This window comes from Arthrobacter sp. SDR-2R, assembly GCF_057747955.1.
This window is the reverse complement of sequence record NZ_CM173231.1, coordinates 3,132,036-3,147,255: the sequence shown is the minus strand read 5'-3', so window position 1 is coordinate 3,147,255 and position 15,220 is coordinate 3,132,036. Positions and strand designations below refer to the sequence as shown.

10 protein-coding genes are annotated in these 15,220 nt (G+C 67.9%); 4 read left to right on the top strand and 6 right to left on the bottom strand.

All coding sequences use genetic code 11. The annotated features are described in order from the left end of the window. Positions 1-80 precede the first annotated feature (80 nt). Positions 81-1,787 carry a serine/threonine-protein kinase gene (locus AC3ANU_RS14530; protein ID WP_488314768.1) on the top strand — a complete coding sequence of 569 codons (1,707 nt, stop codon included), beginning with the start codon at positions 81-83 and terminating at the stop codon, positions 1,785-1,787. Here the strand turns inward: AC3ANU_RS14530 and AC3ANU_RS14525 are convergent. Beyond that, a complete protein-coding gene (locus AC3ANU_RS14525; RefSeq protein WP_018769667.1) occupies positions 1,784-2,686 on the bottom strand; it encodes a TIGR01777 family oxidoreductase in 903 nt (300 codons plus the stop codon). The two genes, AC3ANU_RS14530 and AC3ANU_RS14525, sit on opposite strands and share 4 nt — an antisense overlap. Before the next feature lie 73 nt (positions 2,687-2,759). On the opposite strand from AC3ANU_RS14525, the gene AC3ANU_RS14520 reads away from it, so the two are divergent. Further along, positions 2,760-6,302, top strand: a complete 3,543-nt coding sequence (locus AC3ANU_RS14520; RefSeq protein WP_488314767.1) for a S41 family peptidase — start codon at positions 2,760-2,762, stop codon at positions 6,300-6,302. Between the two features lie 110 nt (positions 6,303-6,412). Here the strand turns inward: AC3ANU_RS14520 and AC3ANU_RS14515 are convergent, their stop codons facing one another. The 5 genes from AC3ANU_RS14515 to AC3ANU_RS14495 form a co-directional block, all read right to left on the bottom strand. Further along, positions 6,413-6,841 (bottom strand): OsmC family protein, encoded by a 429-nt coding sequence (locus AC3ANU_RS14515; protein ID WP_018769669.1) that lies wholly within the window; start codon positions 6,839-6,841, stop codon positions 6,413-6,415. A gap of 140 nt (positions 6,842-6,981) precedes the next feature. Beyond that, a complete protein-coding gene (locus AC3ANU_RS14510; RefSeq protein ID WP_134164385.1) occupies positions 6,982-7,335 on the bottom strand; it encodes a hypothetical protein in 354 nt (117 codons plus the stop codon). Positions 7,336-7,494: 159 nt separating this feature from the next. Then, a complete protein-coding gene (gene sucB / locus AC3ANU_RS14505) occupies positions 7,495-9,255 on the bottom strand; it encodes a 2-oxoglutarate dehydrogenase, E2 component, dihydrolipoamide succinyltransferase (RefSeq protein ID WP_488314766.1) in 1,761 nt (586 codons plus the stop codon). Between the two features lie 114 nt (positions 9,256-9,369). Continuing rightward, positions 9,370-10,752 carry a dihydrolipoyl dehydrogenase gene (gene lpdA, locus AC3ANU_RS14500; protein ID WP_018769672.1) on the bottom strand — a complete coding sequence of 461 codons (1,383 nt, stop codon included), beginning with the start codon at positions 10,750-10,752 and terminating at the stop codon, positions 9,370-9,372. A gap of 268 nt (positions 10,753-11,020) precedes the next feature. Then, a complete protein-coding gene (locus AC3ANU_RS14495) occupies positions 11,021-12,544 on the bottom strand; it encodes a leucyl aminopeptidase (RefSeq protein ID WP_134164383.1) in 1,524 nt (507 codons plus the stop codon). A 256-nt stretch (positions 12,545-12,800) separates the two neighbouring features. Here AC3ANU_RS14495 and AC3ANU_RS14490 point away from each other — a divergent pair, with 256 nt between their 5' ends. Continuing rightward, a complete protein-coding gene (locus AC3ANU_RS14490; RefSeq protein WP_018769674.1) occupies positions 12,801-13,739 on the top strand; it encodes a proteasome assembly chaperone family protein in 939 nt (312 codons plus the stop codon). 51 nt (positions 13,740-13,790) lie between these two features. Further along, a complete protein-coding gene (locus tag AC3ANU_RS14485; RefSeq protein WP_134164382.1) occupies positions 13,791-15,137 on the top strand; it encodes an MFS transporter in 1,347 nt (448 codons plus the stop codon). Positions 15,138-15,220: the final 83 nt, after the last annotated feature.

Sequence of the window (15,220 nt, the reverse complement as noted above, 5' to 3'; positions counted from 1 at the left end):
GGCGCCCCGCTTTGTGACCGCGGCGGGCACGCCTGTGGATAACTTCTGCAGCAGGGCCGAAACTCGACTAGACATGCAGTATGGACGATGCACAGGCGCCGGAGGTTCCCGGTTATGACGTCGGCAGGTTGCTGGGCCGGGGCGGCAGTGCCGACGTGTGGCTGGCCAGGGAACAAAGGACCGGCAGGGATTGCGCGCTCAAATGCTTCCGCGGCGCAGGCCGCCGGTCCCTGGGCAGCACGGCCGTCAGCGAAGAGGATGTGCGGCGGGAGATCCGGATCCTGTCGGTCCTGGACCACCAGCACCTCATCACGGCGCACGACGTGGTCCGGGTGGCAGGGCCCGGCGGCGGTACGGCCTTGACCATGGATTATGCCGCCGGCGGCTCGCTGGCCCAGTTGGTGTCTGCCCGTGGCAGGCTCACCGTAGGCGAGACGGTTACCGTCCTGACTCCCATCTTCCAGGCCCTGGGCTACCTGCATGGAAAAGGCTTCACGCACTCGGATGTCTCGCCCGGGAACGTGCTGTTCACGGGGCAGGGCAAGCCCATGCTCTCCGACCTCGGCGTCGCCAGGATGCTCGGCGACCCGGGCAGCGCGGCGACCTTTGGAACTGGCGGATTCCTGGATCCTTCCCCCGTGGACGCCGTCCGCGCCGGCCTCCAGCCAGGACGCGATGTGTTCTCCGCGGCGGCCCTGGGCTGGTTCTGCCTCACGGGTGAGGTGCCCGGCCGCACTGCCGATCGTCCGCCGTTGTCCCTCCTGGTTCCAGGTGTCCCCAAGGATCTGGCGGCTGCCCTGGAAGCAGGACTGAACGAGGACCGGAGGCTGCGCCCTGACGCGGTGTCGCTGGCCGCGGCCGTTTACCGCAGCGCCGAACCCCAGCCGGTGGACCTCTCCGATGCCGTCCATCCCACCGTCCTGCCAGAGCTGCTGACACGGCGGCACGTTCCCGGTCCGTCCAAGGGCGGCAGCCTTCGCATGAAACTCCAGGGCATGCGCCGCCGGATGGAAACCTGGCGCTGGCCAGCGCGGCCGGTGCCGGCGCCGAACACCGCCCTGCCGCAGTCAAGCGCCCTGCCGCAGTCAAGCGCCCTGCCGCCGTCAAACGCGGCGCCTGCGCCGCGCGGAAGGCACGCGGATGGGACTGTTGCCGGCCGGGGCACTCGGGTGGTGGTGAGTGCAGTCATGCCGGCAGTTGCTGCGTTGGCAGCCGGAATATGGTGGTTGTCCGCGGCCGCCGGCCAGGGGGCGGGCCAAGGGGCGGGGCCGGATGGTCCCGCAGCCGGTCGGCCGCCGGTGTCCGCAGCCGCATCCGGGACTGTTGCCGGCGGGACGGAAGCGGTTGGTTCCGTTGACGAGGCCCGGCAGCGGGCAAGGGCTACTGATCCCGTGGTTGCCGTGCAGGGGCTGGCGGCACTGCGGGATTATGCCTTCAGAGCAGGCAGGTTGGAGCTGCTGGGGGACGTGAACGCCGCCGGGTCACCTGCAGCTGCCGCCGACGAGCGCATCGCCGGCCAACTCCACCCTTCCGGGCACCGCCTCGCCGGATTTACCAGCACGCTGTCCGGGGTGGCGGCCGAAGACGGCGGGACCCCGGACCGGGCGGTGCTGGCGGTGACATCGGCCACCTCCGGGTACCAAACACTCGATGCGGCGGGTGCTGTGCTGGCAGCGGGGGCTCCCAGCCCGGAACGGCGGCTTCGGCTGGTCCTGGTGTTCGTGGACGGCCAATGGCGGGTCAGCGACATTCTGGCGGTCCGCGCGCCCGGGGAAGGGCCGGGCTAGGCGGCGGGGTCCTGGCCGGCCACCCAGCGGGCGGCGTCTTCCAGGCGCCCGTGCTGCCATTGGAATCCGGCCGAGGACAGGACTGCCGGTTCCATCCGCTGGCTGTGCAGCAGCAATTCCTCGCCGAGGCCCGGCATCACCGTGCGCAGCACGGGGGCCGGGACCCTGAGTATGGCGGGCCGGTGCAGGGCGTGGGCCAGCGCCGCGACGATCGTGTTGACGTTCGCCTGCTCCGGCGCGTTCACATTCACCGCGCCGGAGACCGGTGTTTCGAGGAGGAAGAGGAAGGCGGCCGTAACGTCCGGAAGCGTTACCCAGGGCCAGAACTGGCGGCCGTTGCCGAACGGACCACCAACTCCCAGGCGCAGCAGTGGAAGCAGCTTTCCCAGCGCGCCACCGGAACGGCTGAACACCACCCCGGTGCGGGGCGTCACCACGCGTACGCCTGCCGGCGCCATCAGCGCAGCCTGCTCCCACTCAACGCAGATCTGCGCCAAAGTCCCGGAACCGGCGGGTGCGTCTTCACGCAGGACAGTATTGCCGGCGTCGCCGTAGAAGCCGGACGCCGACTGGCTGATGAAGGTTGCCGGCGGGGCATCCAGCTGTGCCATGGCCTGCACCAGTGTCCTGGTGGGCCCCAGCCGGGAACTGAACAGCTCCGCCACCCGCTTCCGCGTCCAGGGTCTGTCGCCGATTCCGGCACCTGCGAGGTTGACGACGGCGTCTGCCCCGGCAAGGACGCCGGGGTCCAGGACACCGGCCGCCGGATCCCAGCGGATTTCGGTGGCACCGGCAGGCGGCCGGCGGACCAGGGACACCACCGAATGGCCGGCACTGCGGAAGGCTGCGGACATGGAGCTGCCGATGAGCCCGGAGGCGCCGGCCATGACGATATGCATGGTCCATCTCACCACGGCAGCAAGGGCTGTGTACCTCCCGCGGCGCAGGGGAGGGGTTGACTATGATCGAACGATGACCTCTTCGAGCTACTTCCGTTTCCCGCATTTGCACGGCGATCTGGTCACTTTCGTGGCCGAGGACGACGTGTGGATTGCGCCCCTGGGCGGCGGCCGCGCGTGGCGCGTCTCGTCGCTCCAGCTTCCTGCCCGCAACCCGCGTTTCACCCCGGACGGCAAGCGCCTGGTCTGGACGGTTGTGCAGGGAACGGCGCCGGAAGTTGTGTCGGCACGGGTCGACGGCGGCGGGTACCGCCAGCTCACCTACTTTGGCCACAGCACCACGAAGGTCAAGGGATTCACTGCCGGCGGTTCGGTGGTGGTCACCAGCGCCTTCCGCCAGGCCGAAAGCCGGCACACCCACGCATACAGTGTCCCTTTGGAGGGCGGCTGGGCGCAGGAGCTCCCCTACGGGCCGGTGGAATCCGTTGCATTTGGCCCCGAGGTGGGCGACGAACGTCCCGTGGTGCTGGCCAGCGTGCTGTCCCGCGAACCGGCATGGTGGAAGCGGTACCGTGGCGGGACGGCGGGAAAACTGTGGATCGACCGCGACGGCAACGGGGAGTTCGAGCGGCTGCTGCCGGACGTTGACGGCAACCTCACCGATCCCCTGTGGGTGGACGGCCGGATTGCCTTCCTGTCCGACCACGAAGGCTACGGCAACCTGTACTCGGTCCTTCCCAACGGACAGGACCTGCGGCGCCACACCGACCACCAGGACTTTTACGTCCGGCACGCCGCCTCGGACGGCAAGCGCGTCATTTTCGAATCAGCCGGCGAACTCTGGGTCCTGAATGATCTTGGCTCGGAGGCTGTAAAGCTGGACATCACCCTTGGCTCGGCATCGCAGACCAGGCGTCCCGCCCTCCTCGATGCCGTCAAGCACCTGGGCGCGGTGGCGCCGGATGCGGCGGGGGCCGCCAGCGCGGTGGAGTCGCACGGAACCATCCACTGGCTGCGGCACAAGGACGGGCCGTCCCGCATCATCGAGGCCACCCCGGGAGTGCGGGCCCGGCTTCCCCGGCCCTTGGGGGATGGCCGCATCGCCTACATCGCGGACCACGACGGCGTGGAGGCACTGCATATCAAGGACATTGCCGCTCCAGTACCGCACGGCGCCGGGCACGCGCCGGCAAGCGGCGGCAAGGCCGGCGCAATTTCTGAAACTCCCGATTCTGAAAATCCCGCTCCCGCCGATACGGCACAGGACGGCGCGGCAGGGCCGGAAACGGTCAGCCTGCCGCAGCCTGTTCCCGCGTCCGGCGCGGCAGTGCTGTCCGGAGGGGCCGTCCACGTGCCCGCGGACGACGAACAGCAGGCAGATGTTGCACCGCAGGCCCCGGCCCCCGCGGCCGACGCCCAGGAACCCGCGGCAGAACCAGGCATCACCGTCCCCACGCCGTCACGCGCCAGTTCGCTGGAAGCAAGCCCCGACGGCCGCTGGGTTGCCCTGGGTACCTCGTTTGGCGACGTGCACGTCCTGGACACCCGCAGCGGAGATCTCTCGCGGGTGGCCAGCATTGGCGAAGGCAGCATCTCCGAGCTGGCATGGTCGGCGGACTCCCGCTGGCTGGCCTGGTCTGAACCGGTCACGTCCTTTGGCTCGCGCAGCCGGCTGCGCCTGGCCACCGTTGACCAGCTCGATGCCGAACCGGTGGACGTGACCGACGGACGCTTCCGCGACGCCTCGCCCGCCTTCACCCCGGACGGAAAGTTCCTCGCCTTCCTGTCCAACCGCAGCTTCGATCCCGTGTACGACGGACATTCGTTCGACCTCTCCTTCCCCAGCCCCATCAAGCCGTACCTCGTGGCACTGGCCGCGGAGACGCCGTCGCCCTTTGGCCCTTCCGTTGATCCCGCGGGCGCCGGGCCGGAAACCACAACGGACGCGGATGCCACAGCCGGCGCCGAAGCACGGGATGATGCCGTGCCTGCCGTGCACGTGGACGCGGAGGGCCTGGCGCACCGCGTCATCAGCGTTCCCGTGCCGCAGGGCAACTACAGCTCGCTGAAGGCCGTTGACGGCGCCCTCCTCTGGCTCGACTCAGCCCTGGCCGGCGTGACCGGCGACGGAAAGGCCAGCCAGGAGGACAAGGACGCCAGCCCCAGCCTGGTCCGGTACGACATCGGACGGCGCAGGCAGACCACCCTGGTGGACGCCGTGGACAGCTACCGGCTCTCCGGCGACCGCAGCAAGGTGGTACTGGTTTCCGACAAACAGGTCACCGTGGTGCCTTCTGACGCCAAGGCGGACGAGGACTCCGGCAAGGCAGTCAAAGTGGACCTGGGCCGCATCCGCGTCCTGATGGACCCGCTCAGCGTCTGGGGACAGGCGTTCGATGAAGCCTGGCGCCTGCAGCGGGACTTTTTCTGGACCGAGGACATGGCGGGGCAGGACTGGGAATCCATCCACGCCCGCTACCGGCCCCTGGTCGGGCGGCTGGGCTCCCACGATGACCTGGTGGACCTGCTGTGGGAACTGCACGGCGAGCTGGGGACATCGCACGCATACGTGCGCCCCGCTCCGGTTACCGAACGCGGCAGCCGGGGACAGGGCAGGCTGGGCGCAGACCTGGCGCACACCGCCCACGGCTGGGAAATCAGCCGCATCCTGGCCGGCGAGTCCTCCGACCCGCTTGCCATCTCCCCGCTGACCAGGCCCGGGGTTGGGGCCAAGGCGGGAGACATCCTGCTGGCCATTGACGGCGTCCCGTTGTCCGGAGCCGTCACCCCGGCCATGCAGTTGGTGGGAGCGGCCGGCCGTGCCGTGGAGCTGACCCTCCTCAACGGCCCGGGGCACGGCGGTGCCCAAGGCACCCAGCGCCGGGTCGCCGTCGTGCCCATCAAGGATGAGGAGCGGCTGCGCTACCAGGAATGGGTTGCCGGCAACCGGCGCACCGTCCGGGAAGCGTCCAACGGAACCTTTGGCTACCTGCATATCCCGGACATGATGGCCAACGGCTGGGCACAGCTGCACCGCGACCTCGATACGGAAACAGCACTTGACGGCCTGATCGTCGATGTCCGCCGCAACCGTGGGGGACACACATCGCAGCTCGTCGCGGAACTGATAGGCCGCAAGGTCACCGGATGGAGCATGCCGCGCGGGGAAAAGCCGCGGACCTACCCCCACCACGCACCCAGGGGGCCCGTGATCATCCTCGCGGACGAGTTTGCCGGGTCCGACGGCGACATCATCACCCAGGTCTCGAAGCTGCGTGGCATCGGCCCGGTCATCGGAACACGTACGTGGGGCGGTGTGGTGGGCATCGACAACCGGTTCGCGCTGGCGGACGGCACCGGCGTCACCCAGCCCCGCTATGCCAACTGGTTCAGCGGCGGCGTGGGGTGGAGCGTGGAGAACTACGGCGTTGATCCGGACATCGAAGTGACCTTCCCGCCGCACGCCTACGCCGCGGGGCGCGATCCCCAATTGGAGTACGGCATTGGGGCGCTGAAGGAAATGATCCAGGAACTGCCCACCGACCGGCCGCCGGCGCGTTCCGGCTACCGCCGGTTGAAGCCCGCTCCGCTGCCCGCCCGCCGGCAGGAGAGCTAGCCTTCCCCGGCAACAGCAAAGGCCCTGCCTCTCCGGGATTGCCCGGAAGGCAGGGCGTTTGCGTTGTGCAGACTGTAGCGCTCAGATCATGCGCTCAAGACCGGCGTCGCCTAGGACTGCAGGGTGGCGTCCAGGGTGATCTCGATGCCGGCCAGGGCCTGGGACACGGGGCAACCCTTCTTGGCGGCTTCGGCAATGCGCTGGAAGTCTTCCTGCGAGATGCCGGGGATGCGGGCCTCCAGGGTCAGGTGGCTGCCGGTGATGCCGGTGCCGGGCTGGAAGCCAACCTCGGACCTGGTGTTGACCTCCTCCGGCGTGAATCCCGCCTGGCTGAGTTCGTGGCTGAAGGCCATGGAGAAGCAGGCGGAGTGGGCTGCAGCGATCAGCTCTTCGGGGCTGGTCTTTCCCCCGGCAGCCTCCGTGCGCGCCTTCCAGGTGACATCGAAGGTGCCCAGGCCGGAGCTGTCCAGGGTGGTGTTGCCAGAGCCCTCGGTCAGGCTTCCGGTCCATACCGTGTGGGCGTTGCGTGTTGTAGCCATGTCTCTCCTCAGCGTCGATTCGATCCGGGCCCGGCACCCGCGGCCGGACCCACCGTTTTCCATCCTAGGGACCAGGCACCTCCTGTGCACGGATTGTCCGCTCTCAGAGGATTATGACCGGGGCCCCCGGGGTGGAGCGGTTACTGCCAGATGGTGGCGATGGCGATGTTGACCAGGGCCAGCCCGCCCACGCCATGGGCGAGCCCGGTGGAGACGGGCTGGCCGTTCTTGGCCTTGCGTGTCCCAATGACAGCCAGGACGGCGACCACGACGGCGATGACGAACTTGATGCCCAGCTTGGCGTAGTTGGGATCCTTGTCCGGCAGGAACGGCAGGATGCCCATCATGGCGATGCCGGTCAGCAGTTGCAGGAAGGCGCCGTCACGCTGGCGGGGGTGCACGGTGGGCGTCCGCATCGTGGCGATCCAGTAGCCCACGATCATGGCGGCTCCCACCACGTGCAGGAAAACCAGGATGTTGAAGAGAATATTCATGGCTCCAGCTTAGCCAGTCAGTTCTACGGCCCGTAGCAAAGCCACGCGCACGGGGGCTCCGGGCGCAGGCGGCTGCGTTGGTTAAACCGCGACGGCGGTGCCGGCTGCGGGAGGTTTCCCACCCATGCCGGCACCGCCGTTGTCGTATTGCTGCGGAGGCTAGAGCCCCAGGTCCGCTTCGAAAGCGCCTTCTTCGAGGCGTGCCTTCAGGGTCTGGAGGAACCGGCCGGCGTCGGCACCGTCCACCAGGCGGTGGTCGTACGTCAGGGACAGGTACATCATGGAGCGGATGGCGATCGAGTCGTCGCCGTTTTCGTCAGCAACCACGACGGGCCGCTTGACGATGGCGCCGGTGCCCAGGATGCCCACCTGCGGCTGGTTGATGATCGGGGTGTCGAACAGCGCGCCCACCGAGCCGATGTTGGTGATGCTGAACGTGCCGCCGGACAGTTCGTCCGGGCCGATCTTGCCGTCGCGGGTGCGGGAGGCAACGTCGGCGATCTTGCCGGCGAGGCCGGCAAGGTTCAGGTTGCCGGCGTCTGCGATGACCGGAACCAGCAGGCCCTTGTCAGTGTCGACGGCGATCGCCAGGTGTTCGGCGTTGTGGTAGGTGATTTCCTGCTTGTCCTCGTCGTAGGCAGCGTTGAGCTTGGGGTGCTGCTTGAGGGCCTCGGCCACGGCCTTGGCGATGAAGGGCAGGAACGTCAGCTTGGTGCCGTTCTGGGCCTGGAAAGAGTTCTTGGCCCTGGCGCGCAGCTTGGCGACCTTGGTCATGTCCACCTCGTGGACCTGGGTGAGCTGGGTGGAGATCTCCAGGGACTCGCGCATGCGCCGGGCAATGACCTGGCGGATGCGGGGAGCCTTCTGGGTGGTGCCGCGAAGCGAGGAGGCAGCTCCAGCCGATGCGGCCGGTGCGGATGCGGCAGGGGTTGCGGCCGGTGCGGCAGCGGGAGCCGCCTTGGCTTCAGCGGCGGCGATGACATCCTGCTTGCGGATGCGGCCGCCGACGCCGGTGCCGGACAGTGAAGTGATGTCCACCCCGTGCTGGTTGGCCAGCTTGCGGACCAGGGGAGTGACGTAGCCGGATTCGGACCCGTTGGCCGGTGCGGCCTCCTGGGCTGCAGGGACTGCAGCGGGAGCGGGGGCTGCCTTGGGCGCTTCCTGGGCGGGTGCCGGAGCAGCGGGGGCCGGGGCGGCAGCCGGAGCTTCCTGCTGGGGGGCTTCCTGCCGGGGAGCCTCGGCGGGGGCCGGTGCAGCTTGGGGAGCCGGAGCAGCGGCAGCGCCGGAGCCGATGACGGCCAGCACGGAACCGACTTCAGCGGTCTCGTCCTCATTGACCCGGATTTCCTGCAGCGTGCCGGCAACCGGGGACGGGATCTCGGTGTCCACCTTGTCCGTGGAGACTTCCAGCAGGGGCTCGTCGACCTCCACCTGGTCGCCAACGGCCTTGAGCCATCGGGTGACAGTGCCTTCGGTGACGCTTTCGCCCAGTGCGGGGAGGGTTACTTCATGGCTTTCGCCGCCGCCTGCGGCGGGTGCCTCCGGTGCCTCCGGTGCGGAAGGTGCCTGGGCCGGGGCTTCAGGAGCGGGTGCCTCGGTGGAAGGCGCCTCCGCAGGAGCGGGAGCTTCCTGGGCCGGTGTCGCAGCGGGAGCTTCCCCGGCTGGGGCGGAACCGCCGCCGGAGCCGTCACCAATGCGTACCAGGGGTGCGCCCACCTCGGCGGTCTCGTCTTCAGCGACCAGGATTTCTTCAATCACGCCAGCTACAGGAGAGGGGATTTCAGTGTCTACTTTGTCGGTGGAGACTTCGAGCAGCGGCTCGTCCACCTCTACCCGGTCACCTACCTGCTTGAGCCAGCGGGTGACGGTTCCTTCGGTGACACTCTCACCGAGGGCGGGCAAGTTAACGGATTCAGACATGTCGTCCCCGTTCTCCTTATTGATCTTTAGTGCGAATGATTGCTGCCTTGTTGGAAGCCTAGTGCACCCGGTCTGGACGACCGGGTGCACCGGGCCTGGTAATGCTGCGGAAAACTAGCCGTGCAGCGGCTTGCCGGCCAGTGCCAGGTGCGCTTCGCCGAGGGCTTCGTTCTGGGTGGGGTGGGCGTGCACCAGCTGGGCCACGTCCTCCGGGTAGGCTTCCCAGTTCACGATCAGCTGGGCCTCGCCAACCTGCTCGCCCATGCGTGCGCCGATCATGTGGACGCCCACCACGGGGCCGTCCTTCTGGCGGACCAGCTTGACCAGGCCGGAGGTACCCAGGATGGAGCTCTTGCCGTTGCCGGCCAGGTTGTATTCCTGGGTCTGCACCTGGTCTTCGCCGAACTTTTCCTTGGCAGCCTTTTCGGTGTAACCAACGGTGGCGATTTCGGGGTCGGAGTAGGTGACCTTGGGGATGTTGATGTCCTCGACCACCACGGGCTTCAGGCCGGCAATTTCCTCGGCCACGAAAATGCCCTGCTGGTAGCCGCGGTGGGCCAGCTGCACGCCGGGGACGATGTCGCCTACGGCGTAGATGTTGCCCACGCCGGTGTGCAGGCGCTCGTTGGTGATGACGAAGCCGCGGTCGATGGTGACGCCGGCCTCCTCGTAGCCCAGGTTGGCGGTGACGGGGCCGCGGCCGACGGCGACCAGCAGCAGGTCGGCTTCGAAGGTCTTGCCGTCCACCAGGGTGACCTTGACGCCGTCGTCATTCTGCTCAACGCCCTGGAAGAAGACGCCGGTGGAGAACTTGATGCCGCGCTTCTTGAAGGCGCGCTCGAAGTTCTTGACGATCGTTGCGTCCTCGTTGGGAACGAGGGAGGGCAGGCCTTCGACGATGGTGACGTCCACGCCGAACGACTTCCAGACCGAGGCGAACTCGACGCCGATGACGCCGCCGCCCAGGATGATGGCGCTCTTGGGGATGAAGTCCATGGTCAAGGCCTGGTCGGAGGTGATGACCTTGCCGCCGATTTCCAGGCCGGGAAGGGTGCGCGAGTAGGAACCGGTGGCCAGGACGATGTTCTTGCCCTTGTACGCGGTGCCGTTCACCACGACGGTGTCGGTGCCCTGCAGCTTGCCTTCACCCTCGATGACGGTGATGCCCTTGGACTTGATGAGTCCCTGCAGTCCCTTGAACTTGCCGGCGATGATGCCGTCCTTGTACGCGTTGACGGCGTTGATGTCGATGCCGTCCAGGGTGACGTTCACGCCGTACTTGGCGGAGTCACGGGCGTGGTCGGCCAGCTCTGCGGAGTGCAGCAGGGCCTTGGTGGGAATGCAGCCGTTGTGGAGGCAGGTGCCGCCCAGCTTGCCCTTCTCCACGAGGCCGACGGTGAGGCCGAGCTGTACCGCACGCAGCGCCGCAGCGTATCCGCCGCTGCCGCCACCGAGTACCAGGATGTCGAATTCTTGCGCAGTTGCCTGATCGGCCACTAAAACGCTCCCTCGCGTGAACGATGACGCGTTCTGCGCGCATCATCTGGTCTTGGAACTTGCACTGCCGTGATTATGTCAGCAGGGCAACTCTCTTGCATTTGTGACTACCGTGGTTCACCTTAGCGAACCACCTATCCATGCTCCACCTTGGCGCTGCGTTTGTGGAGCGCTTGTGTCCAGTGTCACGCGGCCCTGTGGCACAGCAATCACTGCACCGCAGGGCCGCGCGGCATGGGGCCTGGAGCCCGTGACCCAGGCAGCTTGCTCAGGCCGCGGCCAGGATGTCCTCCACGTAGGCAACCAGGGTACGGACAGTGCATCCGGTGCCCTGCTTGTGGGTGTAGCCGTAGGGGCTGCCGTTATTAAAGGACGGCCCCGCAATATCGATGTGCGCCCAGGGGATCTGTTCGCCCGCTTTGTCCTTACCCACGAATTCGCGAAGGAACACAGCAGCGGTCATCATGCCGCCGTGGCGTTCGCCAATGTTGGCCAGGTCCGCCACCTGGGAATCCAGGCTGGGGCGCAGCTCCTCCGGCAGGGGCATGGGCCAGACCAGTTCGCCGGTGCGGTCGGCCGCCGCCTTGAGGGCGCCCGTGACGCTTTCCGAGCCCATGACACCGGCAGTGCGGTTGCCGAGGGCGATGAGCTGCGCGCCGGTCAGCGTGGCCACGTCGATGATGGCGTCCGGGTATTCGCGGCTGGCTGCAACGATGCCGTCCGCCATGACCAAGCGGCCTTCGGCGTCGGTGTTGAGGACTTCAACCGTCTTGCCGCCGAACATGGTCAGCACATCGGCCGGGCGCGACGCGCCGCCGCCCGGCATGTTCTCCGCGATGCACAGCCAGGCGGTCGCCTTCACGGGCAGGCCCAGGCCGGCAAGGGCCAAAACAGTATTAAGTACGACGGCGGCGCCCGCCATGTCGCTCTTCATGTCGCCCATGTTCAGGGCCGGCTTGAGGGAGATGCCGCCGGTGTCGAACGTGATCCCCTTGCCGACCAGCGCAACCTTGGCGGTGGCCTTGGCGGGGGAGTACTCCACCTTAACCAGCCGCGGCTGGCGGGTGGAGCCCTTGCCCACGCCCATGATGCCGCCGAAGCCTTCCTTCTCAAGCCGCTTCTCGTCCCAGACGGTGACCTTGACGGGGAGGCCCTTGGCAAGGTCCTTGGCGGCCTCGGCGAAGGACTCCGGGTAAAGGTGGCTCGGCGGCGTGTTGACCAGTGAGCGGGTCGCGTTGACGGCTTTGGCCACCAGTCCTGCCCGCTTCAGTGCGGCGCCCAGGTCCGTGCTGCCTGCCAGTTCCGTGAAGATGACGGCATTGCGGACGGGATCCTTGAGCCCGTCCGTGGAAGACCGGAACTCGGTGAAGGCGTAGGCGCCCAGCGCGGCACCCTCGGCGACGGCCGAGACATCCTGCACCGTCGCCGTCGGGAACGCCAGGGTTACGGTGGCGAGGCCGGCCAGCTGCCGGACCGCGGATCCCGCTGCCCGGCGGAGTGCCTCACCGGTGAGCGGTGTGCCTTCCGGCACCTTTCCCACTCCGGCGAGGACCAGGATGCCGGCGCCGGTTTCGGGCAGTCCCGGGAGGCGGACCAGCTGGTCCGCCGCGCCGGTAACTCCGAGTGCCTTGAGGGAGTCAGCCAGGGCCTCCGCGGACTTCGCCGTCAGCGGGTTGTCCAGCAGGACGGGCCCGTCGCTTCCCTGCCCCACCCCGATCACCACGGCATCGCTGGGGTTCCTCTTAAGGTCCCGCGAGACGGTACTAAGGTTGACTTCAGTATTCTTGACCACAGGGATGAGTCCTCAATTCTCGAAACGATCGGGCAGGGATGCATGTTGGGCGCTCTGCCATGGTGGCCCGGATCCGGCCGTTCTGGACGGTGCCCGGGTGGTTGCAAGCCCGCCTGGCAGGCCAGTTCCGATCGTAGCCGTTCCCCTGCGGAGCGACAGAATTTCCTGAGACGTGCGCCACACCGCGGCCCGGAATGCCGGGTGCCCCTGCGGCGTTATGAATGATGTCCACCCGTACCCCTGAAAGGAACACGCCGTGCTTGAACGGATTTCCGGCTCCCTGCTGGACCCCGACGCGCTCTATGCCAGCAACATCGAGCTGTTCCACAGCCCGGAGCTGCAGGGGCTGAACCTGGTCATGGGTTTCACCGGGTTCGCCGACGCCGGCCATGTGGTGAAGCAGATCAACGCCGAGCTGCTGGACACCCTCGACGCCCAGCCCGTGGCGGTCTTCGATGCGGACCAGTTGATTGACTACAGGTCCCGCCGGCCGCACCTGAGTTTCGTGGAAGACCACATCCAGGACTACCAGGAGCCCCGGCTGGCACTCTACCGACTGGTGGACGGGCTGGGGAAGCCATTCCTCCTCCTGGCCGGCTTCGAACCTGACCTGCAATGGGAACGGTTTGCCCGTGCCGTGGTGAACATCGTGGAAAAGCTGGACGTCAACCTGGTCACATGGATCCACTCCATCCCCATGCCCGTGCCGCACACCCGGCCCGTGGGCGTGACGGTACACGGGAACCGGCCTGAGCTGATCGAGGGCATCTCCGTGTGGAAGCCCACCGTTGAAGTTCCCGCCGCTGTTGGCCACATCCTGGAGCTGCGCCTCGTGGAGGCGGGCCGCAATGTTGCCGGCTACGTCATCCACGTCCCGCACTACCTCGCCGAGGCCGAGTACCCCACCGCCGCCGTCGCCGGCCTGGAATACCTTGGCGCCGCAACGTCCCTGATGCTGCCCACCGACCGGCTCCGTGAGTCCGGGCGCGAGGTCAGCCGGCAGATTGCCCAGCAGATCGAGGCGTCCGAGGAGGTCCAGCAGGTGGTCTCCCGCCTCGAGACACGCTACGACGAGAAGGCCGACGGCATCGTCCGCCGGTCGCTCCTGGCCAACGAGAACGACGAGCTTCCCGACGCCGACGACCTGGGTGCCGCCGTGGAGGCCTACCTGGCCAGGGAGAACCCGGGGCAGTAGCGGGACGTCACGGCTTCCGGGCTGCGGGCGCGCGCCGGGCATAATGAACTGGTGACTGCTCCCCGCGCCTGGCTTATCTGGACCATTGGAATTTTCGGGTACCTGGTGGCCGTGGCGCAGCGGACCTCCTTCGGCGTGGTGGGGCTCGAGGCCACGGAGCGGTTCCACGCCACGGCGTCCGCCATCTCCTTCTTCACCGTCCTGCAGCTGCTGGTGTACGCCGGGCTCCAGATCCCGGTGGGCCTGCTGGTGGACAGGTTCGGCTCGCGTGCCATGATCGCAGGCGGCGCTGTCCTGATGGGACTCGGACAGGTGCAGCTGGCCTTCGCCGAGAGCATCCCCGGGGGAGTCCTTGGCCGTGTCCTGGTGGGCGCCGGCGACGCCATGACCTTTATCTCGGTGATCAGGCTCATCCCGCTGTGGTTCGCCCCCGCCCGCGTCCCCCTGGTCACGCAGTTGACCGGCATGTCCGGCCAGTTGGGTCAGCTGTTCAGTGTCCTGCCCTTCGCGCTGGTCCTGCACCTGTCCGGCTGGACCCCCGCTTTCCTGATGCTGGCAGGAATGTCCGCACTCGCCGTCGTGCTGGTACTCCTGCTCCTGCAGGATGTCCCACCGGGGACCGAACGGCCGCACGCCCGGCAGGGGCTCAAGGCCACCGGCGCCTCACTGGCCCGTGCCTGGAGCCAGCCCGGAACCCGGCTGGGAATGTGGAGCCACTTCACCATCCAGTTCAGTGGCACCGTCTTTGCCATGACGTGGGGCTACCCGTTCCTGATCTCGGGCCAGGGCCTGGACGCAGCCACCGTCGCAGCGCTGATGGCCCTGTACGTTGCCGCAGCCATGGCAGTGGGCCCGTTCATCGGGCGCTTCGTTTCGCGCCATCCACTGCGCCGTTCCACCATGGTGCTGCTGATCGCCGGCGCCACCGCCACGGCATGGGCCGCGGTGCTGCTGCTGCCCGGGCGCGCTCCGCTGTGGCTGCTGGCAGGCCTGGTGGTGGTGCTCGCAATCGGCGGCCCCGGTTCCATGATCGGCTTCGACTTCGCGCGGACCTTCAACCCCGCGCACCGGATCGGCACTGCCACCGGCATTGTCAACGTTGGTGGCTTCATCGCTGCCCTGGTCTCCATCTTCCTGATTGGCCTTGTGCTCGACGTCCTGAACGCCACCGGGTTTTCACAGGGGGTGCTCTACGGCCTGGCACCCTTCCGGCTGGCTTTGAGCGTCCAGTTCCTGCTCCTGGGGATTGGTGCCGCAGCCATCCTGGCCTCCCGCCGGAAGGTCCGCCGGCAAATGGCCGCCCAGGGCATCGTGGTTCCGCCGCTGCGCAGCGCCATCGCCCGGCAGCGCCGTGAAAGTCTGGCCCGCCGCCGCCAGCCGACGCCCACGGACGACTGAGCCACTCCCGTTCGCGGGTTCCCCGCACTCTTCCTCCACGGCACCGGTTACCCACATAGCCGGACTGGCCACTGCCCGCGCCC